Source organism: Micromonospora sp. DT47, assembly GCF_049844475.1.
Classification (GTDB): Bacteria; Actinomycetota; Actinomycetes; order Mycobacteriales; family Micromonosporaceae; genus Micromonospora.
The window spans coordinates 25573-50466 of sequence record NZ_JBNCLC010000012.1 but is presented as its reverse complement, the minus strand read 5'-3'; the positions used below and the strand labels follow the sequence as shown (position 1 = coordinate 50466).

Below are 24894 nucleotides of genomic sequence, written 5' to 3'. Positions count from 1 at the left end.
GTGGGCAAGCTTGCGGAACGCGAAGGCGGCCCGCAGGTCGACCTATCCGCGGATCTGCCTGGCGGTCGCGGCGTACTGCGCCCGACGTGAGGCGGGCAGTGTGAGCGAGGCCTGACCGGAGTGTGAGCGGAGTGTGAGCGAGCCGCGTCAACCTTGGCCCTAGTCGGCAACCGTGAGTCTCCAGCTGAGAGGTCTCGGACCATGATGCGGTGGATCGCAGGGTCGAGCGTCAGGTACCAACGGCTGGTCCTTGCGATCGCCGTGACCCTGATGGCGGTCGGATTCGTTCAGCTTCGCAACACGTCGGTCGAGGCCCTGCCGGAGTTCGGGCCGGTGCGGGTGGACGTGCAGGTCGAGGCGCTCGGGCTCTCCGCCGAAGAGGTCGAGAACCTGATCACGAACCCGATGGAGAACGAGTTCTTCAACGGGATCCCGTGGCTGGCCAAGCTCGAGTCCCGCACCATCCCGGGACTGTCGTCCATGGAGATGACCTTCGAGCCGGGCACCGACCCGATCCGGGCCAGGCAGGTCGTGCAGGAGCGGCTGACCATGGTCGCGATGCTGCCCGCGGCCTCGTCGAAGCCGCCGCTGGTGGTGCAGCCCCTCTCGTCGACCGGTCGACTCATGATGATCGGCCTCTCGTCGGAGGACCGCTCACTGATCGACATGTCGCTGCTGTCCCGCTGGACGATCGTGCCCCGCCTGCTGAGCGTCCCCGGCGTCGCCAACGTGGCCATCTGGGGGTTCCGCGACCGGCAACTGCAGGTGCAGGTCGATCCGCCCAAGCTCGTGCAGCACGGTGTCACGCTCGACCAGGTGCTGCGTACGTCGGCGAACGCGTTGTGGACCTCGCCACTGACCTTTGTGGAGGCGTCGACCCCCGGACTGGGCGGCTTCATCGACACCGCCAACCAGCGGATCGAGATCCAGCACAACCAGCCGATCAAGACCGCCGACGATCTGGCCAAGGTCACCGTCCAGGGCGCGGAGGACCGGGGGGTCCTCCTCGGTGACGTCGCCCAGATCGTCGAAGATCACCAGATCCTCACCGGAGACGCCCTCGTCGAGGACACCCCGAGCCTCATGCTCGTGGTGGAGCGGTTCCCGGGCGCCAAGGTCGCGGACGTGACCCGGGACGTGGAGGCCGCACTCGACGAGATGCGATCCGCCATGCCAGGCGTGCAGATTGACACGACGGTGTACCGCCCGGCCACCTTCGTCGAGAAGATGGTCGACAACCTGGCCACCACGCTGATCCTCGGCGCCATCCTGCTGGTGCTGGTGCTCGGCGCGCTCCTGTTCAACTGGCGCGCCGCGCTGGTCAGTCTCGTGACGATCGCGGCGTCGGTAGCCGTGACGGTGCTCGTCCTGTCGTGGTTCGGCGTCGGCCTCAACATGATGTCCCTGGCGGGGCTGGTGATGGCCCTCGCCATCGTCGTGGACGACGCTGTGGTCGGCGTCGACAACGTCCGGCAGCGGCTGCGCCAGCGCCGCGACGAGTCCTCCGACGAGTCGGTGGCCGACACCATTCGTGCTGCCATCCTCGAGGTGCGCGGCCCGCTCTTCGTCGCCGCGGTGATCGTCGCGGTCTCGGTGGTGCCGCTCTTCATCCTGGACGGGGTACGCGGCGCGTTCTTCACGCCGGTCGCACAGGGCTTCCTGGTGGCCACGACGGTCTCGCTGGTGGTCGCGCTGACCATCGCGCCGGTGCTGGCGACGCTGCTGCTCTCCCGCACGTCCCTGCAGCACCGCGAGTCGCCGCTGGCCGGGCGGCTGGAACGGGCGTACGCCGGGTTGCTGCCCAACGTGCTGCGACGGCCTGTCTGGTCGTACGCGATGGTCGGCCTGCTCGTGGTGGCGGGGCTGGTCGCCCTGCCGTTCCTGGGCGGACGGCCGCTGTCGCCAACGCTGCAGGAGCGGGACCTGCTGATCAGCTGGGAGGCGGCGCCCGGTACGTCCCGGCCGGAGATGAACCGGGTCACGTCCGCGCTCACCGCCGAGTTGCGGGCCGTTCCAGGGGTGCGCAACGTCGGAGCCCACACCGGGCGGGCGATGGCGTCGGACCAGATCGTCAGCATCAACTCCGGTGAGGTGTGGCTCAGCATCGACCCAGGGGCCGACTACGGCACGACCCTGGCCGCCGTGCAGCGGGTGGTCGGTGGCTATCCCGGCGTGCAGAGCGACGTGATCACCTACTCGGACAAGCGGATCCGCGAGGTGGTGACCCGGGGTGTGGCGGAGGACCTCGTCGTACGCATCTACGGCAACGACTACAACGTCCTCAATGAAAAGGCGCAGGAGGTGCTCGGAATCATCTCCGGCATCAACGGCGTCGCCGAGCCACGGGTCCGGACGCATCAGGTCCAGCCCACGGTGGAGATCGAGGTCTCGATCACCAAGGCGGCGAAGTACGGCCTGAAGCCGGGCGATGTGCGCCGGGCGGCGGCCACCCTCGTGGCCGCGACGGTCGCGGGCAACCTCTTCGACGATCAGAAGGTGTTCGAGGTCGTCGTGTGGGGCGTCCCCGCGGTGCGGCAGAACCTGTCCACCATCCAGGATCTTCGGATCGACGCGCCGGTCGGCGGCCCGGGTGGCGGCCCGACGCAGGTGCGCCTGGGCGATGTCGCCGACGTCAGAGTCGCGGCGAAGCCCGTGGTCATCACGCACGACCAGGTCTCCCGCAGCATCGATGTCGTCGCGAACGTCCGCGGGCGTGGTCTGGGCGCGGTCACCAGCGAGGTCAAGAACCGCCTCCAACAGGTGACGTTCCCCCGTGAGCACCACCTTGAGGTGCTCGGAGAGGGTCAGGCACAGGCCAGTTCCGACTTCCGGGTGTGGACGTTCGTGGTCGGCGCCGTGATCCTGATCTTCTTCCTGCTGCAGGCCGGCTTCGGCAGCTGGCGGTTGGCGTTGCTGTACTTCCTGCTCCTGCCGACGGCGCTGGCAGGCGGGCTGCTGCTGGCGGTCGTCGCCCGGGGCGCCGTCTCGGCGGTGTCGCTGCTGGGGTTGCTCACCGTGCTGGCAATGGCCATTCGCGGCGGCGTACTGCAGATCCGGCAGTATCAGCGGCTTGAAGAGGAAGGCCACAAGCCTGGTGCCGACCTGGTCGCGCTCGGCTCACGGCAGCGGTTCATCCCCACGGTGGTGGGCCTCCTGGCGGCCGGGCTGGCCCTGGTGCCGCTGGTGTTCTACGGCAGTGTCTCCGGTCTCGAGATCGTGAGCCCGCTCGCATTGATCGTCGTCGGCGGCCTGGTCACCACGGCGCTGCTCAATCTGCTCGTCCTTCCCGGCCTCTACCTGCGCTTCGCGACGCCGACTCAACGGCCGGCCGGGGCTCAACCCCCGTCCGGGTCGCTGCCCGCGCCGCGGCCACAACCGGATCCGACGGGCCAACAAACAGGTACGAACCCAGCGTCAGCCTGACCGGGAAGCAGGAAGCTCCATGCACACACGAGGAGGCGACCACATGCGAACCAGTGGTCGATGGGCGGTGGCGATACTGATCACCTCAGGCCTGGTCCTTTCGGGATGTCAGTCGGCCCCGGGGAGCAGTCCCGACCTGGAGGCTCCCGCCGTGATCGGTGAAGCCGATGACAACGGCGTCAAGAGCGTGAAACTGACCCGGCAGGCGTCCGATCGACTCGGCATCGAGACGGTCGAGGTCCGCGAGTCGTCCATGACGCCGCCGTCTCCGGGCAACGCGCCCACGGCGGGCAGCTCCGCCACGCCGAGCAACTCGCCCACGGCGGGCAACTCGCCTACGCCGGGCAGCCAGACGGCCAACGTGATGACCGTGGTGCCGTACTCCGCGGTGCTGTACACCCCGGACGGCACGACCTGGGTCTACACGGTTCCGAAGGCCCTGACCCAGATCCGGCAGAAGGTCGTGGTCGCGACGGTGGGCGGCGCCGACGGGACCGAGGCGTTCCTGTCCGAGGGGCCGCCGGTGGGAACGACGGTCGTGACGGTGGGCGTGATGGAGCTATACGGCGCCGAACTCGGAGTCGGCAAGTAATCCGTCGGTCGGTACGAGAGCAGGGACCCTGGCCATGATGCGTTGGATCATTGGAACGAGCCTGAAGCTCCGATTCCTCGTGGTCGTCGGGGCCTCGATGATGATGTTCTTCGGCGTTGTGCAGATTCGCGACATGCCGATCGACGCCTTCCCGGAGTTCGCGCCACCCCGGGTGGAGATACAGACGGTGTGCATCGGGCTCTCCGCGAAGGATGTCGAGGAGCTCGTCTCGGTCCCGCTTGAGCAGGGGCTCAACGGGATCGAGGGCTTGGATGTGATGCGCTCCAAGTCGGTCTCCCAGCTCTCGTCAATCCTCATGATCTTCAAGCCGGGAACCGACATCATGAAGGCGCGCCTGCTGGTACAGGAGCGGATCACCGCCGTCACGCCGCGGCTTCCCCGCTGGGCCAATGCTCCCTTCATGATCCAACCGCTGTCGTCGACCAGCCGGGTCATGAAGATCGGGATTTCGCAGGCGGACAAGTCCGACGCCGCCCACGTCGAGATGGCGCTGCAGGCCTATTGGACGTTGCGCCCCCGCATCATGCGGGTCCCCGGCGTGGCGAACGTGGGCATCTGGGGCGACCGCTGGCACGTCAAGCAAGCCCTTGTCGACCCCGAGCTGATGAAGAAGCACAACGTGACGCTGGCCCAGGTCATGGAGGCCGCCGGCGACGCGGTGGACGTGGGCCAGCTGAAGTTCCGCGGCGGGTTCGAGATCGGCACCGGCGGATTCGTCGACACCCCCAATCACCGGTTCCAGGTGCAGCACCAGCTGCCCGCCCTGACCGGGCAGCAGCTAGCCGAGATTCCCATCGAGGTGCCGAAGGGCGCCAAGCCGGTCTACCTCAAGGACGTCGCCTACATCACGGACGACATCATGCCGCCGTCACTGCTCATCGGCGACGCGGTCATCAACGACGGCCTGGGCCTCATGCTCATCGTCGAGAAGCTGCCCTGGGGAAACACCCTCGAGGTGACCCGCGGGGTCGAGGCGGCACTGAAGGACTTCGCTCCGGGTATGCAGGGCCTGCAGGTCGACACCGAGATCTTCCGGCCGGCCACCTTCATCGAGACCTCAGTCGACAACCTCGGCCGCGCCATGGTCATCGGCTTTATCCTGGTGGTCCTGATTCTCGTGCTCTTCCTCTTCGAGTGGCGCGTGGCACTGATCAGCGCCATTTCGATCCCACTCTCGCTCGTCGCGGCGGGACTCGTGCTCCATTGGACCGGGGCCACCATAAATACGATGATCCTGGCCGGGCTCGTGATCGCGCTCGGCGTGCTCGTCGACGACGCCATCATCGACGTCGAGAACATCGTGCGCCGCATCCGACAGCGTCGACGGGAGGGCAGCACAGAGTCGACCGCCGCCATCGTCCTCGAGGCGTCGCTGGAGGTGCGGGGTCCGATCGTCCAGGCCACGATGATCATCCTGGTGTCCACGGTCCCGATCTTCATGCTCACGGGGCTCACCGGCTCGTTCTTCCGGCCCATGGCGTTCGCCTACGGGCTGGCGATCCTGGCCTCACTGCTGGTCGCGCTGACGGTCGTCCCGGCGCTCGCCCTGATGCTGCTGGCCAGGTCGTCGATCGAGCGACGCGAGTCACCATTGGTGCGCTGGCTCCAGCGGGGTTACACGGCGCTGCTGGCGCGCATCATCCCCCGTTCCGTCCTGGCCTACGCGACCGTCGTCCTCGTCGTAGCGGGCGGCGCCCTGGTGGTGCCGCAACTCGGGCAGAACCTGTTCCCCGCGTTCAAGGAGCGCGACTTCCTTATGCACTGGGTGCTTCAGCCCGGTGCGTCCCGGGAGGAGAGTGTCCGCATCGCCATTCAGGCCAGCAAGGAGCTCAGGGCGATCCCGGGGGTCCGCAACTTCGGCGCCCACATCGGACAGGGCACCCTCTCGGACGAGGTTGTCGGTATGAACTTCGGCGAGAACTGGATCAGCATCGACCCGAACGTTGACTACGACAAGACGGTCGCCGAGGTCCAGAAGGTGGTTGACGGCTACCCCGGGCTGCAGCGCGACGTGCAGACCTACCTGAAGGAGCGCACCAAGGAGGTGCTCACCGGCTCCAGCGACGCCATCATCATCCGTATCGCCGGCGACGACCTCGACGTCCTCCGCGAGAAGGCCAACGAAGTCAAGGACCTCATCGCCGGGGTCGACGGCATCATAGAGGAGCACGTGACGCTGCAGACCAGCATCCCTCAGGTGCACGTCGAGGTCGACCTGGCCAAGGCGGCACGGTACGGAATCAAGCCGGGCGACGTGCGCCGTACGGCCGCCACGTTCATCGCCAGCGAGGAGGCGGGCGACATCTGGCGCAACGGCAAGAACACCGAGGTGCACGTGTGGAGTGTGCCGCAGGCGCGACACAGCATCGAGAGCGTCCGCAACCTGCTCATGGACGCAGCGGACGGGCGCAAGATCCCCATCGGTGAGCTCGCCGAGGTCAAGGTGGTCCCCACGCCGAACCAGATCCTTCGGGAGAACGGTTCGCGGTACATCAACGTGGGCGCCAACGTGGCCGCGGGCAAGGCGCTGGGCGACGTCGCGGCCGAGGTCGAGCGCCGCCTGGCCACAGTGGACTTCCCGCCCGGCTACCACCCGCAACTGCTCGGTGAGTACAAGGAGGCCACGTCGGCCCAGGACCGGCTGCTGCTCTTCGCCGGCGTCGCGGTGATCGGGATCCTCTTCCTGCTGACCACCGCCTTCAACAGCTGGCGGCTGGCGTTCCTCGTCCTCCTCACGCTGCCCATGGCTCTGGTGGGCGGGATCCTCGCGGCATACCTCGGTGGCGGCATCCTTTCGCTCGGGTCGCTCGTGGGATTCTTCACCGTGCTGGGCATCGCCGCCCGCAACGGGATCCTGATGATCAATCACTTCCAGCATCTCGAAAGGGAGGAGTCTGAGCAATTCGGCCGAGGTCTCGTCCTCCGCGGCGCGAAGGAGCGGCTTTCGCCGATCCTCATGACCTCATTGGCGACCGGACTTGCCCTGGTTCCCCTGGTGATCGCCGGCAGCCGTCCCGGTCACGAGATAGAACACCCGATGGCGGTCGTGATTCTGGGTGGCCTGGTCACCTCGACGCTGCTGAACCTGTTCGTCCTCCCGTCCCTCTATCTGCGCTTCGGCCGACACGAGGATTCGTCCACCCGCCGGCGACCTCCTCTAGCAACGCTCGGTTGGCCCACGGCCTGGCGGCCCAGAAGGTCCCACGCCTGACATGACTGACGGACTCCCATCCCAGCTACGACGAATCGCCGGCGGCGACATCACCTCGCCAATATCTGCCTCGCCCCCTCCGGCGGGTGGTAGTGGTCGCCGGCGGGTCCGGCGGGATGCTGGGTCACGGCAGGTCAAGCCCAGGATCGCCGCGAAGGATCGCCCTCTCCAGCTTCTGCAGCTGCGGCGATGTGTCGAGTCCGAGCTCGTCGACCAGCCGACTCCGCGCGAGCCGGTACGCGACCAGCGCGTCGGCGGCGCGGCCGGCGCGGTACAGGGCGAGCATGAGCTGCGCGAGCAGTCGTTGCCGGTACGGATACTGCCCGGCGTACTCGGCGAGCTCGTCGAGGACGGCCTCGTGCCCGCCGAGCCGCAACTGCGCGTCCAACCATTCCTCCACAGCCGTCAACCGCGCTTCCTCCAGTCCCCGGCACAGATCTTCGACTCGCGGGGTCGCCACGTCGGCCAGCGGGGGTCCGTGCCACAGATCGAGCGCGCGCCGCAACATCGCCGCCTTCTCCAGGTCGTCCATCTCAAGACGAGCCCCGGCGAGGAGGGCGCGGAAGCGGTGGGCGTCCACGCTCATGGGGTCGGCCCGCAGGACATAGGTCCGGCCGCGCGTGGTGATCTTTATGCCTTCACCGTCCGCACCGGCCATGGCCAGGACGGTGCGCAGTTGCGAGACGCGGACGTGGATGGCATGACGTGCGGTCGGGGGCGGCGATTCAGGCCATGTCAGGTCAACGAGGCGGTCGAGCGGCACAAGCTGATTCACGTTCAGCGCGAGGATCGCCAGCATAAGCCGCTGTTGGCGGGGCCCGAGATCGACTTGTCGATCACCCGCCCATGCCTCCACTGCACCCAAGAGCCGGAACTCCACAACCCCCTCCCCCCGTGGTGCGTCTACACCTCCTCCGCCTCGCTGCGCAGGGTCTCGGATCCAGGCCGTCGATGCTTGTGATGAAACGGTTGATCGGTCGATTGGCCACGTTCTCTGTATTCGTCGACACCAACTCACAAGTGGTATGCACTCGCCAAGCCAGTCGAACGCACCTAAACCAGGATGTAACAGAATGTGCATATGAATGTCAAGGTTTAAGTGTAATTTGTGACACTAGAGGCCGATTCAGTCTGTCTTCGCGGGTAAAAGCGAGTAATCATCAGAAATTCGGGGCCACCAGCACAATTTCATTGCCTAACAAGACGCGCATTTCCGCAACAGGCAAGTGCACGTGCCCCGCCTTGCCCTCCTCACAAAGTGCGTTTGCCATAAAGGGGGATTCGCCGGGTCTTTCCCAGCAAGGCGGTCAATTAGCGCGCAGGTAGGCGGATGACGAACCGTGCACCGCGAGGCGCGTCCTCGACGTCTATCGAGCCTCCGTGTGCGTCGATGATCTCTCTCGCGATGGCCAGACCGAGACCGGTGCCGCCCGTGCGACGGCTCCGGTCGTCGTCGAGGCGCGTGAATCGCTCGAAGACGCGCTTCCGGTCCGCGGGCGGAATCCCCGGCCCGTCGTCGTGGACGATCAACGTGACCCGGCGGTCGTCGCTGCCGAGCTCGACCCTGATCAGGGACGAGGCATAGTGCTCGGCGTTGTCGAACAGATTGCGTACGGCCCGGGTCAGGTCGTCGCGACGGCCGTCGACGGCAGCCGCCGAGACCGCGCCGGTGTCGACCCGCAGGTGGCCGCTGCCACGGATCCGGGCCGCCTCGGCCAGGACGATGTCGTCGAGGTCGACGGGACGGGCTGGGGGGCGGGGAACGCCGGCGTCCGCCCGTGCGAGGAACAGCAGGTCCCGGACCAGCCGCTCCATGCGACGGTTCGCGGCGAGCAGGTCGGCCGCGGTCTCCGTCCACCTGGTGCTGTCGGGGTGGGCGAGTGCGACCTCCAGATCGGTGCGCGCCGCGGCCAGCGGGGTCTGCAACTCGTGCGAGGCGTCCGCGACGAAGCGACGTTGACGCTCGGCGGCGGCATCCAACCGGTCGAGCATCATGTTCATCGTGCCCGCGAGCCGACTGATCTCGTCGTCCGTGGCCGGCACGGACACGCGCCGGTCGAGGGAGCGTTCGGAGATGTCGGCGACCTCGGCCCGGATAGCGTCCACCGGCCGCAGGGTGCGACCCGCGACCGTCCAGGTCGTGACGGCGACGAGTGCCAGCAGCAGTGGAGCACCGGTGGCAAGGGCGCCCTGGAGAACGTCGACGACGTCATCGACCGGGGAGAGACTCGCCGCAACGTAGACGGTCACCGGTCCTTCGGGCGTAGCCGTGGGCAGCGCGATGACCCGGTAGCTGCCGGCCTCGCCGAACGGAAGGCCGTCCACTGTGCGAACCTCGGACCCCGCCCCGGGAGGGCGGAACCGGGCGAGAGACTGATCGCGCCGAAGTCCGGCGGTGGCGGCCACCACCCGGCCGGCGCCGTCCACGACCTGGGCGATGCTTCCGTCGTCACTCTCGACGGCCAGCTCCGTGGGGAGCGTGCCCTGGCGGGCCAGGGTCGCGACGTCGTGCGCACGTACCCTCGCAATGTCGTCGACGCGTTCGACCAGCGAACGACGCAGAAACACCACCAGGCTCACGGCGGTGACCACGAGGGCGACACCGACGACGATCGTGGCGGCCACGGTGGTGCGGGCGCGCACCGTCGTGAGGCGTGCCCGAGGCCGGGGGTTTTCAGCCGCCATCGGGGTCCAGTCGGTAACCGACGAGACGGACGGTCCGGATCGCGGATCGACCGAACGGCTCGTCGATCTTCCTGCGTAGGTGCCGGACGTAGACCTCGACGATGTTCGGGTCGCCGTCGAACGCGAAGTCCCAGACGTGGTCGAGGATGGTGCCCTTGGAAAGCACTTCGCCCGGACGCCGCATGAGGAACTCGAGGAGGGCGAACTGGCGCGGAGTGAGTGAGACCTCCGTTTCCCCACGCCAGACCCGGTGGGCGGCGGGGTCGAGCCGCAGGTCGCCGACATTCAGCGTGGCCGGGCGCTCCCGCGAACCCCGGCGCAGCAGCGCCCGAATTCTGGCGACCAGGACGACATAGGAGAACGGCTTGGACAGGTAGTCATCGGCTCCGGTATCGAGAGCTTCCGCCTCGTCCAGCTCGCCGTCCTTGGCCGTGAGCATGAGAATCGGGGTCCAGTTGCCGGCCTCACGCAACTCGGCGCACACCTGGAAGCCGTTCTTGCCGGGAAGCATGATGTCGAGAACGATGACGTCGAAGTCGCCGTCCGTGGCCCGCCAGAGGCCGTCGATGCCGTCGAGTGCGACCTCAGCAGCGAACCCCTCGGCCTCCAGTCCACGCTTGACTGACCGGGCGAGGTGCTTGTCGTCCTCGACCACGAGGATGCGCACTCCCCAAGTGTGCCACTCGCCGGCTTACTGCCCGCTGAAGCCGCCGACGCAGACCTCCGGCTTCGTCCGCGTTCAGCCGGTCTTCAGCCAACCCGCCGTACAGTCGCCATGACGTCCTGGTCGAACGGACCGCGGGTGGCGCGCCGCCACCTCGCACACGGCGAGAGAGGGGACGCTCATGGCCAGCGTGCAGCTCGAGGCGGTGCGGCTCACCAAGCGGTTCGGGGACCGTACGGCGGTTGACGGGTTGAGCTTGACGGCACGACAGGGCGAGGTCGTGGGACTGCTCGGGCCGAACGGATCGGGCAAGACGACCACCATCCGATTGCTCACCACGGTGCTCGCGCCGACGAGCGGGGAGTTCTCGGTGGCTGGTGTTCCCTGCACCCGGCCGGGCGAGATTCGACGGCGGATAGGGGTGCTGCCGGAAAGCAGCGGCTATCCCGGACACCAGACGGGCAAGGAGTACCTGCGCTACCACGCGCGGCTGTTCGGCCACGCCCGTCCGGACGCCGCGCGGGTCGCCGAGCGGCTACTGGCGGAGGTAGGCCTGGCCGAGCGTGGCTCGTCGCGGATCTCCACGTACAGCCGTGGCATGCGGCAGCGGCTGGGTATCGCACGGGCGCTGGTCAACGATCCCGCTGTCGTGTTCCTCGACGAGCCGACGCTCGGGCTCGACCCGGCCGGGCAACGTCAGATGCTGTCGATCGTCCGCGAGATCGCGGCGGTCAGAGGAGCGACGGTCATCCTCAGCACCCATACCCTTCCGGACGTCGAGGAGATCTGCACGAGCGTGCTGATCCTTCACAAAGGAAAGGTCCTCGTCTCCGGCACTTTCGGCGAGGTCACCCGCGCTGTCCCCACTCAGCGGTACGCGCAGATGCGCGTACCGATCGAGCTGATCGGTCGGGCCCGGGACGCCCTCGCGGGGGTTGCCGGCCTGACGATGGAGCCGGCCGATGAACGTCCCGACATCCTCAAGTTCTCCGTGAACGAACGGTCGGTCGTCACGCAGGCCGGCGCGGATCCGGGGATGAATGGACCGCTGCGGGCGGTGCTGAGCGCCGACGTGCCGGTCCTGTCCTTCGATGTCGAAGGCGCGCGGCTCAGCGACGCGTTCCTAGCTATGACCGGGGAGGGTGTCCGATGACGACGGGTCTGCGGGGGCGGGTCCGGAACGCCGAACCCAGCGCGGGCGGGGTTCGCGGCGATGGCCCGGGTTGGCGGGTCGTCGCCGAACAGGAGTGCCGCGATCTGTGGGTGAGCGGGCGCGGCCCGGCGCTGGTCTTCGCGTTCAGCGTCGTCCTGAGCGTCATGACCTACCTTGCCGGTACCAGTCAGGTGCTCAACTTCCTCGAGCAGCGGGAGGCGGTGAACCTCACCCTGCAGGTTGCGGTGGCGATCGGCGTCCTCGTCACGCTGGTGGTCAGCGCCGACGCGATCAGCGGGGAGCGGGAGCGGGGCACGCTGGAGAGCCTGCTGCTCGCACCCGTCTCCCGCCGGGCGATCGTGCTGGGGAAGATGGCCGCCGCCTTGTCGCTCTGGCTCGCGACCTTCGTCGTGAGCGTGCCGTACCTGTGGGTGCTCGGACGCGGAGTGTCCATCGTGGGGCAGGCGCTGCTGCTCGGCCTGCTCGTCGGCACGCTGCTGGCGGTCGCGCTCGCCGCGCTCGGTCTGCTGATCAGCGCCGTGTCGAGCTCCAACAAGGTCAGCCTCGCGGTGAGCCTGTTCCTGCTGCTGGCGCTCTTCGCGCCGACCCAGTTGCCCGGCGGCGCGCCAAAGGGGTGGTTCGGAGATCTCCTCGTCCGGCTCAACCCGGTCGGCGCGGCGCTGCACTACCTGACGGCTGTGCTCGTCAACGGGCACACCTGGACGCGGGATCTGTCCTACCTGACATCCCCGCTTCTCACCGCGGTGCTGGCCGGTGGCGTCCTGGTTGCCGCCGCCAGCCGGATCGTCCGCCTGGAAAGAGGGTGACCGGACAATGAACACAGGTTTCGCGCTCACCGGGCTGCTGCTGGCGCTGACGGTTCCCGTCGGCCTGTCCGCTCCGGCGGCAGCCGCTCCGCCGCCGTTGCCGGGCGCCGTCGAGGTCGTGTTGGACCAGAACCGGCTCGACACCGTCGTGGGCCAGAGGTTGACTGTCGAGTCCCGCGTGGTCAACTCGGGTGAGGAACCGACCGACCGGCTGGTGGCGCACCTCAACGTCGCGAGTCTGGACGGCGTCTACGTCGACCTGGAGGACTGGTCGGCGGACGTGACCCGCGAGGTGGTGCCGGTGGCACCAGGCGACAGTACGTCGCTGTCCTGGCAGGTCCAGGCCGTCAACACCGGCAGCTTCGACATCTACGTCGTGCTCATGCCCAACGGCGACTCCACGGCGGGCGCCGGCCCGCTGCTGGCGAGTCAACCGCTGCACGTCACGGTGGCCGGGAAGCCGACCCTGACCGCTGGGGGCTCGCTGCCGGTCGCCATCGTCGTGCCGGTCCTGCTCGGTCTGCTGGCCGCAGCCGCCCGGTACAGCGTCCGACGTACGGGCTGACGGGGGCAGGGCGCTGACGACGACCCTGACACTGACCGGCTGCTGGGCCGCGCCACCCCCGCCGCCCACCGCTCCACCGGAGCGTGGGCGTCCCCGTCGCGGTCCGCCGAGATCACCCTGGCCTTCGCGGCTGACGCGCACTTCGCCGACCGTGCGGCCAGCCTGCTGGGCGACCCGGCGACCGCCTCCGGGTCGATCTCGTCGGCGCTGTCCACCGCCGACCTCGCTCGGGGCGACAACCCTCCACCGCCGACTCATGCACGCCTGGCATCCGAGCCGACGCTGTCCTGCGCCCAACAGGACACGCGCGGACGCGGGGTCTGGGCTCCCTACCGTTGGCTGGCTCCTCGCCGCGCACCTCTGCGTCGCCACGGTGCCGCCAGGATCAGGACTGCCACGAGGGCAGCGCCGAGGCCGAGCGCGGTGGGCAACCAGAACGATGACGATTCCCCGGCCCGACCATGGAGCTCGCCTTTGACGGGGACCACGGGCTGGTCATACTTCTTTTCTTCGCCGGGTGTGACCAGGCGGCCGACGGACGCGTCGGGAGGAAGAGCGAAGCCCCAGTTGAGCAGCGCTGCCGCCTCTCCGAAACTCCCCAGCGGCGCGGTCTCCGCTCCGAGCAGGGTCACCGCGAGCCGTCGGCCGTCGCGTTCGGCCACGCCGACGTACGTCTGCCGAGCCAGGTCGGTGAAGCCCGTCTTCCCTCCGAGCGTTCCGGGGTATATGCCCAGCAGCGTGTTGTCGTGGGTGATCTCGAACCCCGGCGTTCCCGGCCGTGCCGGTATCTGTGCCACCGTGGTCGCGATGTACCGCCGAAAGTCTTCCCGGGCGAAGGTGGCCCGAGCGATCAGCGCGAGGTCGTATGCGCTGGTGTATTGACCGGGGCCGTCCAGGCCCGAGGGGGTTGCCGCGTGCGTCTGGTTCGCGCGCAGCCGGCGCGCTTCGTCGTTCATCGCCTGCACTCCACCCTGCCTACCGGCGTTGCCACCGCCGACGCGAGCCAGCACGTTCGCCGCGTCGTTCCCCGATCTAAGGAGGAGCCCCAGCCACAGGCTCTCGATCGAGTACCGGCCACCCTCGGCCACCCCCATCAGCGAACTGGCCGGATCGAGATCGTGCAGATCCGCCCTGGTCACCTCGACGACCTGGGCCGGATCGAGGCGGGGCATCAGGGCCGCCGCCAGCAGCAGCTTCTGCACGCTGGCCGGCGTTCGGTGCTCGTGAGGGCCGCACCCGCCGAGGACCTCACCACTGTTGAGGTCCGCCACGAGCCACGAGGTGGCGGTCACTGCCGGCGCCATCGGCGCACCCGCAGGAGTGGCCAATCCTGACGTCGCCAGCGCCTGCCCCCCGACTGCCCCCTCGGCGGGGTCAACCGGTGGTGTAGACGGTGCGGCGGGTGGGGGCGCCGGCGGCTTCACCGCCGGGCACGGGATGTACGGCGCGGCTGCCGCCCGCGTTGGTGGCACGACCGCGACAGCGGGCAGAACCAGGAGGGCGCTGAGCGTTACGGCGGTAACACGAAAGGTGGTCACGTTAACGTACGGTAATCCCCAGCAAGGCTGGCGCGGTCCTATTGGAGAAAGCACGCTGCGGTGCCGCGCCTGCGGACGGGCTGGCGGCGCCGAGGGGGTGGGGCCCCGGCATGAACCGAGCTTGTTTCGGCCCCGCGTGCGGGGGAAGGCGGCACGATCCGGTTCGAGAGGGGATCCGAAGGTGAACTACACGGAGTTCATCCAGTCGGTGGCGACGCGACCGAGGGTGTCACCGACGCAGGCCGAGCCCATCACCCGGGCCACGCTCCAGACGCTGGCAGAACGGATCAGTGGCGGCCAGGCACGGGACCTCGTCCCGCAGCTTCCTGAGGAGCTGCGGGCATGCGTGCGTAAGCCCAACGAGAATCCCGAGCCGTTCGGACTCGCTGAATTCTTCGAGCGGGTTCAGTCACGGGCGGCGGTGAATCTTCAGACGGCGACCGACGGCGCGCGCGCCGTGCTGGACACGTTGCGTGAGGCGGTCAGCGCGAAGGAGTACGGGGACTTCGTCTCCCAGATGCCGCAGGAGTTCTGGCAGCTGACCGGGCCGGCGGCGACCCGGCTCGAACCACGCCGGGTTGGTACGTAGGCCCCGGCCCCACTGCGCCCCTGTTGCCGGTCGCCAGCAGGCTGTGCGGTCAGTGCCACCGAGGCCCGCGGACCGTCCTGCCGATCTTGCGCGACGAGGGTTCACGACGGGGCATCCGGCGTTGATCCCTGCGCGCGGGTGTGCCGGACTACTGTTGTAGCCGGATTTCGGCTGGGTCGCGGTCGCTACGTAGCCCCTTCCAGGAGGGGTGACGCAGTCGACGGTCGGGGGTCCAGGACCGGAAGGCGACGTCCCCGACCAGGGCCGGGTCGACCCAGACGGCGTGGCGGGCGTGTTCGCGCGGCACGGGGGAGTCGAACGGCGAGTCCGGTCGGTGTAGCGGCTTCAGGCGTTGCTGCAGGTCGCGCAGCACGGTTTGGGTAAAGCCGGTGCCGACGTGCCCGATGTAGGTCAGCTTGTCTTTGCGGTCGTACATGCCGAGCAGCAGGGAGCCGATCGTGCCGGCCCGCCGGCCGGCGCCGGGTTTGTAGCCGCCCACGATGACTTCGATGGTGTCGTTGAGTGGCACCTTGACCCACGCCGACGAGCGGCGGCCAGGTTCGTACGGCGAGCGGAGCTGCTTGGCCACGACCCCTTCGAGGCCGAGGTCGGCCGCTGCCGTGGCCAGATCCCGGCCGGCGTCGCCGGTCCAGTAGGGCGGTGTGTCGGTGCTCTGCCCGCTGAGCTCCAACTTCTCCAGCGCCGTGCGGCGCTCGGTGTACGGCAGGGAGGTGATGTCCCGCCCGTCAAGGCGTAGGAGATCGAACAGGTACAGCCGTACCGGAGTGGTGCTGACCAACGCGGCGGTCGGCGCCCGAACGTGCATCCGGTGCTGCAGCGCCGAGAAGCTGGGCCGGCCTTCGGCGTCGAGTGCCACGATCTCTCCGTCGAGCACCGCCCGCCGCTCTGCCAGCAGCTGCGCCAGCTCGCCCAACTCGGGATACGCGCGGGTGACGTCGCGATCGTTGCGGCTGAACAGCCGTAACTCGTCGTCGACGTATGCGATCGCGCGGACGCCGTCCCACTTGAACTCGTATCCCCAGCCGGCCCCGCTGGGCAACGCACCACTGGAGGCGAGCATCGGCGGCACAAGCCTCGGCATCCTGGCACTCACGCCTCGATCATGACCAACTCCGCCAACGGAAATACCATTTTTCGGTCATCCCGGCCTTTTTTAGGTGACTCGGCCGCGGGATCGCGTGAGGGCCTGCATGTCGACCTGCGCCATCTCACGAGCAGGAGTACGAACGCCGTTCGTTTGTAGCCGGCGGCTGCGGGTAGCCACGCGTTCTCCGGTACGGGAAGGACGAGCATGGCTGAGCTGGAGTTCTACGAAAAGGTGTCCGCGCGGGCGGGCGTCCCGCCGGAGACGGCGCAATCCCTCACCGAGGCCACCCTGCGCACCCTCGCCGAGCGGATCAGCGGCGGCCAGGCGGCGGACCTGGCCGACCACGTGGCGCACCAGCTACGCCCGTTCGTGGCCAAGGCCCGCACGGAGGAGCCGGAGGTGTTCGCGTACGACGAGTTCCTGCGGCGAGTGGCGGAGCGCGCAGGGGTGGACGACGGCCTCGCCGCACGAGGCGTGCAGGCCGTCCTGCAGACCTTGCACCGGGTGGTCGGGCACAGGGAGTTCGAGAACGCGATGTCGGAACTGCCGAAGGAAGTCTGTTCGCTGGCCCAGCCCGTGCCTCGCGGACGCTGACTGGGCCGGCTGGCCCGCGGGGAGATCAGTCACGGCCCAGGCCGAACCGGTCGCTCGCGTCCTGACGACCGCCCGGCGCCGACCCATCGCCCGGACCAGAGCATGCCAGAAGCTCGAAGAGTTGATCAGCGACACCGAGGAGCCGGCGATCAGCCCGCAGAGCGCCACGTCGCCGAGGTCAGCGAATGGCTCACCGCCTGGACAGCAGCGGGAGTAACACGTCGACAAGGATCGTCGCTCCATCAGATGGATCGTCCGTGTCCGGGCATCGTGTCGAAGAGCGGGCCCGCGGCCGGAAGGCCAGGGTCCCGGGACGACATGAGCCGGGGGAGCGCGTACCAGGGGGAGACCATGAAGAACACCGCCTCCGGTGGGGTGGACGAGGTGCCACCGCCGGCGCCTGAGCAGCGAAGTGCTGCGACGTGCCAGCACTGTGGACAGCCACTGTTCCACGAGTCGTTGTGGGGATGGATGCACGAGGGTGATCGCTACCTGTGCCAGGATCCGGTCACAGGTGAGTTGCTGTGCCAACCGGCTACGGCCGCCTGATCCTGTCTGCGGGGCTCGCAGGGGTCTGGTCCAGTCGACCGCCCTGGTTGTCGACAGCACTGCATAGGCATAGATCTATGTAACGGCGGCCGGCGTCGTAACGCCTGCGTTAGTGGCACGGATGGCCACCCGTAGGACGACGGGTGGTCGGCCATCCGGCCGACAACACCTGGATCGCAGAGACCACTGCCGGTGTTCACGGGGGCTGCTGCCGGGCCAGTTCGGGCTGGAGGGCCTTATGGTGTTTGAGCTGTCCGCGATCTCACGCGAGCGTGTGGTGCTGGCGACCGTTGCTGACGTCATCGTGGCGGCGGCGGTCGGCAAGGGCCTACGGGTGGCCGTAGCCTGCCCCGACTCGCACCTGACCGTCGTTGGCCACCTGGCCCGCGCGCTGCATGCCCGTGGCCGGGCCTGCCGCTGCCTGGTCCCCACACCGACCCTCCCAAGCGTCGCCCGCCTGCCTCTAGCTGATCCCGAAGCGAGCGACCTGACGGTCACGGTCATCACTGGGGAGACCCGCGCGCCGAGCAACGACGAGAGTTGCCGCATCACCATTCACGTGACGACGCATGCCCCGACCGCACCCACAACGGGCGCCCTCCACCAACAGGCGAGCGACGGGCGCCCCGACATTGACCCTCACCCGGACATCGTTCTCGACTATCACGACCAAAGCGGCCCGACGATCCGGCATATCGTGGCCCAGCTGTCGCCGCCCCCCGCCCCGCAGTAGCCGCCATCGCAGCCGTGCTGGCTCGGGCGGGGGCGTTTGTCAGCGAGAAGCAATGACCGAGGTTCAACCGCGAGGCCGACGGGCCGGCCGCGGGGACACAAGCCGGTGGCAACGGAGGTGCACCGCGTAACGCGGGTGGTCGAATGGCGGGCAGCGCCGACAGACGTGGGCCGGAGCTTCCCAGCGCTCCGGCCCACGTCCGCGGCCGCAGGGTTCCGGCTACGGGATCGGGTACTCCTCGATGTAGACGGGTGCGCCGATCCGGGTGGTGTCGGCCGGCTCGCCCACGCCGTTGACCACGTGGTCGATCGTGCCGGCGCTGAGGTTCACGGTCATGATGTGGTGCAGCCTGACGCCCGGCGTCACCGGTACTTCGAAGCCGTTCTCGGTGTGGATCGACGGGTTGTTCTGATTGAAGACGTACACACCGCCGCCGTAGAGGGTGTGGTGCTTCACCCGGTCGCCGACCTTGTAGCCGGCCCAGCCCTCGACGCCGCCGTTCATCCAGGCGGCCTGCGTCGGCGGGTCGTACGGCAGTTCGTTCTGGTACAGAATCGTCGTGCCGTGCTCACCGTTCCACACCGTGTTGTACCGCTGGAAGTGCTCGACGAACAGGCCGGTCGCCGTCACGTGGTCGCCGTTGATGACGGCGCCGTAACGACCGGTGTTGGTGTTCCAGCGGTCGGTGTCGCCGTTGACGCCTTCGGCGAATCCCTCGACGCCGTGGTCACCGCGCCACACCCAGGTGTGGTCGATCAGGACGTGGTCGCTGTTGACCTCAAGCGCGATGTTCGTCCTGCCGACGTGTGGCCCGCCGACACGGAAGTACACGTCGGACAGGGTAGTCGGGTTGTGCGGGGTGCTGAAGTTCCGGCCGTGCTTGCTGCCCACGCGCAGCAGGACTGGCGACTCCGTGAGGCCGGCGTCGATCGTGACGCCGGCCACCACCACGCCGGGGACGCCGGCGACGTCCAGCGGGATGGAGCCGTTCACGGCGGTGAGCGTGGCGTGCCCGATGCCGAGGACCACCGTGTCCGGGCGCCTGACCTCGATGCTGCGCGCGACGTCGTACATGCCGGGCGTGAGCAGCAGGTGCTTGCCGCGCGCGAGCTGGCTGTTGATGACGTGCACCGGGTCGGACGGCTTGGCGATGAAGAAGTCGTGGATCGGGATGGTCCGGCCCGGCGTCATGCCCTCGCCCCAGGAGATGCCCCGGCTGTCGCTCTGCACGGCAGGCACGCGGATGTTGTACTCACCCTTCGCGTCGACGAACAGGTACGGCTTCTCCCGGCTGAGGGGGGTGCTGCCGAGCGTGGTGTACGGCGGGTTGGGGAAGGCGGCGTCGTCCGGAGCGCCTACGACGCCCGCGAAGACCTGGTTCCACACGCCGTTGGACCAGCCGTCGACCTCGCTGTTGCGGGTCAACCACTGCTGCTGGGAGCCGTTGATGGTGGAGGGCAGCCGCGAGTCGGCGATGAAGCCGCCGCTGGCGTACTGCGGACCCGCGGTGCAGTAGTCCATCAGCGACAGCCCGCCGCCGCTGATGTCGAGGCGGCGCATCGACACCGCCTGGGACACACCCCAGAAGTTCGCCGAGGACCGGCAGCCGTCCTGGCCCGCTGCGTTGATGTTGATCGACAGGTTGGACAGGGTGCGCCAGAAGTTGACCAGCGCGAGGCAGTTGCTCGTGCCGCCGCCGGCGAGGCAACGGTTGTAGACCTCGACCTTGCCGTTGATGGTGACGTCGGTGGGCGCGGCGCCCAGCCCGGTGATTTCGGTGTAGTAGCCGACCTTGATCTGCAGCGGCTGCGCGGTGGTGCCGTAGGTGCCCGGCTTGAAGAGGTAGGCGTACCGCTCGGTGCCCATTTCGTTGTCGACCTGCTTGGCGTGCGTCGCGTCGAGCGTCGCCTGGATCTCGCTCACCGGCATGCTCGGGTCGAAGATCGTGACGTTAGGCCCGAAATCCGGCGTGCCGTGCTGCGGGCGGCCCGCGTTGGCGGCCGTGCTCGTCGCGGTGGCGGCGATCGTCAGCACGAGACCGAGTACGAGCGCCGGGCCGAGCCGCCGCCGTGCGCCGGGGGACTGGTTCGTCATACGGATCGTCCTCTCCGCTGGCCGGAACGTGCTCCGAACGCAGCGACGTGGGGGTGTCGGAAGGTGCTTCGACGGCGTACGAGCGTGTATGCCGGGGTGGCTCACGATCGTCATCGACCTGCCTCTTGGGACGGTGGTGTAATCCACAGTGAGAGCGCTCTCCCACCTGTCGGACTTCTATCACGCCGTGTAAGAAGGGGATGTGAATGTTTCTACCCTGTAAATCGGCCGCACGCTATGGCCGCGCCCCTCGACTTTTCGTACGACCGCGAGCGCTTGATGGCGGCGGTGGAGGCCGGACCAGGATTGCGCTCCGGCTCGGCGCTTTTCGGCTCGCCCTGCACGCTCTGCCTGGGTGGGCGATCTCTCCGGTGGCCACCACCGGGCCGGCCGGCCGCGCAGCCCGGGACCGCCGGGAACGTGCCGATGAGCGGATCAGCGGGGGGTCATGCTGAGCCGTGCCGTCTGGTCTTCCTGTACCTCACGAGCGGTCTGCAGGAAGTCGAGACGCTGCCCAAGCGACGCCTGTCCCGGCAGACACTGGTCGCGGTACGCACCGATCGCGGCTGGCGGTTCACCGCACTGCACAACGGACGGGTGCGTCCGGTGCAGATTCCGGCCCCGGATTCGCTGCCCTCTCGCATGGCTCAGACCATGGGCCGCGCTGCACGCCGCCTCGGTGTGGGCCGGGCTACTGCCAGAACCTGACCGCCCCAGCAGAAGCCCGCGTCTACCGCAACGCCCTCACGCGCTGCTCGGCGGAGCCGTCCGGAAGGCAATCACATACCGCTGTCCGGCAAGAGGAGATGTCGACCTGTGGGAGTCCCTCCCTAACTCAGCGAGTTGGCGGTCTCGATCGCCTCGAGCTTGGTGAGGTCGCCTTCAAGCCGGTAGCTCACGCCAGCCTCCTCCCAGATCAGGGTCGAAGCGGCGAGCCGCGCGGTCTCCACGCGGACCGCGCCCGTGCGATCCACATAGGCCAGTGAGTGCGGGCCACCGACCCAGACGGCGAAGCCCCCGTTGACCTGAACCCACTCCGCTCCAGGCCCGCTGGCCTCCTTCTGGAAGACCGGGTCGAGACGACCGTCGAACGCATCGATGCGCAGCGCGCCCCCGCGATAGAGCAGCGTCGCCACTCGATAGGTGCCCGTGCCATCGGGGTCGGCGACCAGCACCTGCTCGGGCGGGCCCAGCTTCGCCGGTAGGCGGATCGGGAAGAGCACCTCCCGCTGTGCCTCATCCAGGGTGGCGGGCCGCTGCGACGGCAACGGCGACGGAGTGCTGGTGGGCAGTGCCGGGGCGGGCGACGTAGCGATGGTGATTCCGGCGAAGCGCAGCAGCCCCGACACGGCGTCGGCGAGGGCGGCCCGCCCCGGCGGCAGCATCGCGACGAGCAGGGCGACGAGCGCGGCGGCGAGGTAGTAGCGCCACCGGCGTCGCCTGGGCACGGGCGCGGTGAGCTGTGCGCGTACGCGGGCGGTCACGTCGGGCGCGTCGGGTGTCTCCAGCCAGGCGGAGAGGTCGCGCAGCTCCCTTTCGAGGTCATCCATGGCGGACCCCCTCGAGGTCGAGCAGGCCGCGGAGCTTCGCCAGCGCCCGGGACGTCCGCGACTTCACCGTGCCTCGGGGCCATCCCAGCATCGTCACGGTCTCGTCCTCGCTGAGATCGAGGAGGAATCGGCAGACGATCACCTCACGGTCCTTCACCGGCAGCAGGCGCAGGGCCTGTACCAGCGTGGCGCGGCGCTCCCCGGCGAGGACGGCACCGACCGCGACATCCTCGGCGATCTCCGACTCCGGGTTCGCCGCCGCGGCCCGCAGGACGAGTCCGTCCCGCCGGTTGCGCGACCTGTGCAGGTTGCGGGTCTCGTTGGCGACGATCGCGAGGAGCCATGAACGGAAGGACGACTCTCCCCGATAGCGGGAGAGCTTGCGGTATCCCTTCACAAACGCCTCCTGGATCACGTCCTCCGCATCCGAGCCCGCGCCGAGCAGCACCGCCGTCCGGTACGCGGACGCGGTGTGCCGGGCGACCAGGAGTTCATACGCCTCCAGCTCACCTGCCCGAGCGCGGGTGACGAGTTCTTCGTCGTCCAGTGGAAACCTCCGGTTGGCTCACACTCATGACACCGCCCGCGCCGTGCGGGTTCCATGCGCCGAAAATGGAACCCCCGGTGGGTCTGGCGGTGTCAACCGGACATGATGCCAACGGCAATGATCTCGCGTCGCACCATTCTGACCGTGCTCGCCGGTACCGGCGCCGCCGCGCTGGTGGGCTGCGATCCAACTCGGAACCCGAACTCCGCCCCCGGCGTCACGATCCCCGACGCACTGCTCGTCGAGGTCGACGATGGGCTCGGCGTACTGCGTGGTGCCGACCGGCAGACGATCCCGCACTCCGTCGCCACCGCCGACGGACTGGCCATCTACGCGACCGCATCCGAGGGCGCCGACACCGCATTCTGGCGGATCGACACCGCCACGGGCCGCCCCTCCACTCGGGTCAAGCTGCCCGGACACTGGATGCCGCAGGCCGTCTCGGCCAGTGGCACGAAGGTGGCGCTCACGTCGAACGAGGTGAATGTCACCAAGGGGCGCCCGGACGGGCGGGACGTGACCCCAGTGCTGATCGCCGACGTCACCGGGGCCCAGCACCGGCTGGAGCTGCGGGGCAACTTCGTACCCGAAACGTTCACCGAGGATCTCACCGGACTCTTCGTCCTCGAGTGGCTCCCAGCGAGGACACCGGACCGCTACCGGGTCCGCGTCGTTGATCTCGCCACCAAGACACCCGGCTCGCTCCACACCCGCACCAAGGCGCCGATCCCGCCCGGCACCGAAGAGGAGATGCGCGGTGACGGACGCCAGGCCGTGCTCGCGCCGAATCGCACGACCCTCTTCACGCTCTACACCCATCAGCCCGACCACCAGCACACCCGCAACCTGATCAGCGGACGGCCGGGCAACATGCACGCGTTCGTGCACACACTGGACCTCACCGCGCGATGGGCGTACTGCATCGACCTTCCGCACCCGTTCGGGGAGGCGGCCGCGAGCGGTCACGCCATGGCGATCAGCCCCGACGGAGGCCGGCTCTTCGTCACCGACGTCACGTCGGGCACTGTCGCGGAGATATCCACCGAGGAACTGACGGTACGCCAGACGGCCACGCTGGCCACGGGCACCGGCACCGGACACGCCGCCGCCGACCGCGACCGACTCTTCATCGGCGCCGGCACGATGGTGCGCACGGTGGACCTCGCGCGCCTCGGCCTCGCCACCGAATGGCCGGTCCGCGAGCCCGTCACCGGCCTCGTGCTGAGTCTCGACGGTAAACGCCTCTACGTGGGCCAGACCGATGCCGTGAGCTGGCACGATTCCGCCACTGGTACCGAACTCGGCCGCGCCGCTGTACCCGGCCTGGTAGTCCTACATGGTCTGGCCGGACGGGTCTGATTCTCCTCCCCAACCAGTGTTCTGTTCCGGATGCCGCAGCGGGGCCGTTACCTGGATTGCCGCCAGCGCTATGACGGGCGTTGCCGCGTCACGGTTCCCGCTGTGCCACCGTCACATGGACCGTTGTCGCCCGTCGTTTTCCGACATCGAGGATCGCCACTTCGGGTGACTGCGCCACCCGCAGTGGCGATGAGAACCGCGGCGGGGCTGTTCAGGCGGGCAGCCAGGGCTGGCGATTATCGCCGCGCCTCAGAGTTGCTTCGCAGCGCGTTCGCCCAGTGCGTAGCACCGACCCCGGCCGGCTGCGGTCCGGCGTCGTTCTCCGTGGTCGAGTTGGGCTGCGGGGTCCGGCCTGCCGTCGTAAGGCCGAGCCCTTCGGCACCGAGCGGGCCATCATGTGCCCGAGCGGCAGGCGAAGAAAAGCTCTCCAGAGCCTCCATTTCGGGTGCCTCGGCGGCTGGTCGTGGCCAGCGCCGCCAGCGCTGAACGCTGAGCACGGCGACCAGCAACGCTGCACCGATCAGCAGCGTGGTGCCGGTCCGCACCGGGGTGGCCAGGTCGGCGTGCTGGCCGGCCACGGTCACCTTGTGGCCGAGCAGGCGCAGCAGCCATGTCGGGCGGGCCAGCATGGCGAGATAACTGGCCGCGTACACGACCCCGGTCAACACGGCGCCGAGCGGGGAGAATCGTAGTGTGGCGATGAGCCCGAGCAGGATTCCAGCCGCTGCCAATAGCAGCGCGGTCCGAACGAAGTCACCCGTGTTGAAGGCACCGCTGCTCTGCGCCGTGGCGAAGGCCTGGACCGAGCGGCCCTGTCCGATGGCGAGAAGGACCCAGGCCAACGGACCGATGATGATCGCGGCGATCATGGTTCCGAGATGTCGCATCCGGGCACCGTACCGGTGTGACACAACGATGAAAACCCCCGGCACAGACCGTCGTCTCTCGGTCACGGAAGGGGTCAAGCAGCCGGAATCCTGTCCGCGCTCGATGCGACAGCGACCGCCCGCGTGCCCGCAACCCGTACGCCTGCATGCAGGCAACGCTGAAGCCTGGCTGACCGAGGGGAGCAGATTGGGAGCAGCCGGGTGT

General features: G+C 68.6%; 19 protein-coding genes. 10 read left to right on the top strand and 9 right to left on the bottom strand.

Translation table 11 applies throughout. The features are described from left to right. Window positions 1-201: 201 nt before the first annotated feature. The 3 genes from ACLQ2U_RS19450 to ACLQ2U_RS19440 all read left to right on the top strand — a co-directional run bounded on the left by ACLQ2U_RS19450 (window position 202) and on the right by ACLQ2U_RS19440 (window position 7247). Window positions 202-3423 (top strand): efflux RND transporter permease subunit, encoded by a 3222-nt coding sequence (locus tag ACLQ2U_RS19450; protein WP_425752109.1) that lies wholly within the window; start codon window positions 202-204, stop codon window positions 3421-3423. A 151-nt stretch (window positions 3424-3574) separates the two neighbouring features. Further along, on the top strand, window positions 3575-4015 hold the full coding sequence (locus ACLQ2U_RS19445; protein ID WP_425752108.1) for a hypothetical protein: 441 nt from the start codon (window positions 3575-3577) through the stop codon (window positions 4013-4015). Between the two features lie 34 nt (window positions 4016-4049). Continuing rightward, a complete protein-coding gene (locus ACLQ2U_RS19440) occupies window positions 4050-7247 on the top strand; it encodes an efflux RND transporter permease subunit (protein ID WP_425752107.1) in 3198 nt (1065 codons plus the stop codon). Window positions 7248-7371: 124 nt separating this feature from the next. Here ACLQ2U_RS19440 and ACLQ2U_RS19435 read toward each other — a convergent pair whose 3' ends face one another. The 3 genes from ACLQ2U_RS19435 to ACLQ2U_RS19425 form a co-directional block, all read right to left on the bottom strand. Next, the gene (locus tag ACLQ2U_RS19435) at window positions 7372-8127 is read right to left on the bottom strand and encodes an AfsR/SARP family transcriptional regulator (protein ID WP_425752106.1); all 756 of its coding nucleotides are present in this window, start codon (window positions 8125-8127) and stop codon (window positions 7372-7374) included. Window positions 8128-8558: 431 nt separating this feature from the next. Then, the gene (locus ACLQ2U_RS19430; RefSeq protein ID WP_425752105.1) at window positions 8559-9890 is read right to left on the bottom strand and encodes a sensor histidine kinase; all 1332 of its coding nucleotides are present in this window, start codon (window positions 9888-9890) and stop codon (window positions 8559-8561) included. Between the two features lie 31 nt (window positions 9891-9921). After that, entirely contained in the window at window positions 9922-10599 is a 678-nt protein-coding gene (locus tag ACLQ2U_RS19425) for a response regulator transcription factor (protein WP_425752104.1), read from the bottom strand. A 178-nt stretch (window positions 10600-10777) separates the two neighbouring features. Here ACLQ2U_RS19425 and ACLQ2U_RS19420 point away from each other — a divergent pair, with 178 nt between their 5' ends. From ACLQ2U_RS19420 to ACLQ2U_RS19410, 3 genes are read left to right on the top strand one after another with little or no spacing between them, the layout of a single operon-like run. Continuing rightward, window positions 10778-11749, top strand: coding sequence for an ABC transporter ATP-binding protein (locus ACLQ2U_RS19420; protein WP_425752103.1), 972 nt, complete (start codon window positions 10778-10780; stop codon window positions 11747-11749). Next, window positions 11746-12576, top strand: coding sequence for an ABC transporter permease (locus tag ACLQ2U_RS19415; protein ID WP_425752102.1), 831 nt, complete (start codon window positions 11746-11748; stop codon window positions 12574-12576). Before ACLQ2U_RS19420 ends, ACLQ2U_RS19415 begins: the two co-directional genes overlap by 4 nt. 7 nt (window positions 12577-12583) lie before the next feature. After that, entirely contained in the window at window positions 12584-13141 is a 558-nt protein-coding gene (locus ACLQ2U_RS19410) for a hypothetical protein (RefSeq protein WP_425752101.1), read from the top strand. A gap of 329 nt (window positions 13142-13470) precedes the next feature. Here the strand turns inward: ACLQ2U_RS19410 and ACLQ2U_RS19405 are convergent, their stop codons facing one another. Then, window positions 13471-14679 (bottom strand): D-alanyl-D-alanine carboxypeptidase family protein, encoded by a 1209-nt coding sequence (locus ACLQ2U_RS19405; RefSeq protein WP_425752100.1) that lies wholly within the window; start codon window positions 14677-14679, stop codon window positions 13471-13473. A gap of 181 nt (window positions 14680-14860) precedes the next feature. On the opposite strand from ACLQ2U_RS19405, the gene ACLQ2U_RS19400 reads away from it, so the two are divergent. Further along, a complete protein-coding gene (locus tag ACLQ2U_RS19400) occupies window positions 14861-15268 on the top strand; it encodes a DUF2267 domain-containing protein (RefSeq protein WP_425752099.1) in 408 nt (135 codons plus the stop codon). A gap of 148 nt (window positions 15269-15416) precedes the next feature. Here ACLQ2U_RS19400 and ligD read toward each other — a convergent pair whose 3' ends face one another. Continuing rightward, the gene (gene ligD / locus ACLQ2U_RS19395) at window positions 15417-16349 is read right to left on the bottom strand and encodes a non-homologous end-joining DNA ligase (protein WP_425752222.1); all 933 of its coding nucleotides are present in this window, start codon (window positions 16347-16349) and stop codon (window positions 15417-15419) included. Between the two features lie 231 nt (window positions 16350-16580). Between ligD and ACLQ2U_RS19390 the strand changes: the two genes are divergently transcribed. Further along, the gene (locus tag ACLQ2U_RS19390; RefSeq protein WP_425752098.1) at window positions 16581-16970 is read left to right on the top strand and encodes a DUF2267 domain-containing protein; all 390 of its coding nucleotides are present in this window, start codon (window positions 16581-16583) and stop codon (window positions 16968-16970) included. A gap of 787 nt (window positions 16971-17757) precedes the next feature. Continuing rightward, the gene (locus ACLQ2U_RS19385; RefSeq protein WP_425752097.1) at window positions 17758-18252 is read left to right on the top strand and encodes a hypothetical protein; all 495 of its coding nucleotides are present in this window, start codon (window positions 17758-17760) and stop codon (window positions 18250-18252) included. A 219-nt stretch (window positions 18253-18471) separates the two neighbouring features. Here the strand turns inward: ACLQ2U_RS19385 and ACLQ2U_RS19380 are convergent, their stop codons facing one another. The 3 genes from ACLQ2U_RS19380 to ACLQ2U_RS19370 form a co-directional block, all read right to left on the bottom strand. Continuing rightward, on the bottom strand, window positions 18472-20346 hold the full coding sequence (locus ACLQ2U_RS19380; RefSeq protein ID WP_425752096.1) for an adenylyl cyclase: 1875 nt from the start codon (window positions 20344-20346) through the stop codon (window positions 18472-18474). Between the two features lie 830 nt (window positions 20347-21176). Next, the gene (locus tag ACLQ2U_RS19375; RefSeq protein WP_425752095.1) at window positions 21177-21896 is read right to left on the bottom strand and encodes a hypothetical protein; all 720 of its coding nucleotides are present in this window, start codon (window positions 21894-21896) and stop codon (window positions 21177-21179) included. Further along, window positions 21889-22344 (bottom strand): RNA polymerase sigma factor, encoded by a 456-nt coding sequence (locus ACLQ2U_RS19370; protein WP_425752094.1) that lies wholly within the window; start codon window positions 22342-22344, stop codon window positions 21889-21891. The genes ACLQ2U_RS19375 and ACLQ2U_RS19370 overlap by 8 nt, the downstream gene beginning before the upstream one ends. A gap of 243 nt (window positions 22345-22587) precedes the next feature. On the opposite strand from ACLQ2U_RS19370, the gene ACLQ2U_RS19365 reads away from it, so the two are divergent. Further along, window positions 22588-23802: a YncE family protein gene (locus tag ACLQ2U_RS19365; protein WP_425752093.1), complete on the top strand. Its 1215-nt coding sequence runs from the start codon at window positions 22588-22590 to the stop codon at window positions 23800-23802. Between the two features lie 236 nt (window positions 23803-24038). On the opposite strand, the gene ACLQ2U_RS19360 is transcribed toward ACLQ2U_RS19365, so the two are convergent. Beyond that, on the bottom strand, window positions 24039-24689 hold the full coding sequence (locus ACLQ2U_RS19360; RefSeq protein WP_425752092.1) for a hypothetical protein: 651 nt from the start codon (window positions 24687-24689) through the stop codon (window positions 24039-24041). Window positions 24690-24894 lie beyond the last annotated feature (205 nt).

Bases quoted from the DNA above. Each gene is read 5' to 3' on its own strand.
- ACLQ2U_RS19375 (WP_425752095.1), bottom strand. From the start codon at position 21,896: ATGGATGACCTCGAAAGGGAGCTGCGCGACCTCTCCGCCTGGCTGGAG.
- ACLQ2U_RS19440 (WP_425752107.1), top strand. From the start codon at position 4,050: ATGATGCGTTGGATCATTGGAACGAGCCTGAAGCTCCGATTCCTCGTG.
- ACLQ2U_RS19410 (WP_425752101.1), top strand. From the start codon at position 12,584: ATGAACACAGGTTTCGCGCTCACCGGGCTGCTGCTGGCGCTGACGGTT.
- ACLQ2U_RS19360 (WP_425752092.1), bottom strand. From the start codon at position 24,689: ATGCGACATCTCGGAACCATGATCGCCGCGATCATCATCGGTCCGTTG.
- ACLQ2U_RS19380 (WP_425752096.1), bottom strand. From the start codon at position 20,346: ATGACGAACCAGTCCCCCGGCGCACGGCGGCGGCTCGGCCCGGCGCTC.
- ACLQ2U_RS19390 (WP_425752098.1), top strand. From the start codon at position 16,581: ATGGCTGAGCTGGAGTTCTACGAAAAGGTGTCCGCGCGGGCGGGCGTC.
- ACLQ2U_RS19420 (WP_425752103.1), top strand. From the start codon at position 10,778: ATGGCCAGCGTGCAGCTCGAGGCGGTGCGGCTCACCAAGCGGTTCGGG.
- ACLQ2U_RS19385 (WP_425752097.1), top strand. From the start codon at position 17,758: ATGGTGTTTGAGCTGTCCGCGATCTCACGCGAGCGTGTGGTGCTGGCG.
- ACLQ2U_RS19450 (WP_425752109.1), top strand. From the start codon at position 202: ATGATGCGGTGGATCGCAGGGTCGAGCGTCAGGTACCAACGGCTGGTC.
- ligD (WP_425752222.1), bottom strand. From the start codon at position 16,349: ATGCTCGCCTCCAGTGGTGCGTTGCCCAGCGGGGCCGGCTGGGGATAC.
- ACLQ2U_RS19415 (WP_425752102.1), top strand. From the start codon at position 11,746: ATGACGACGGGTCTGCGGGGGCGGGTCCGGAACGCCGAACCCAGCGCG.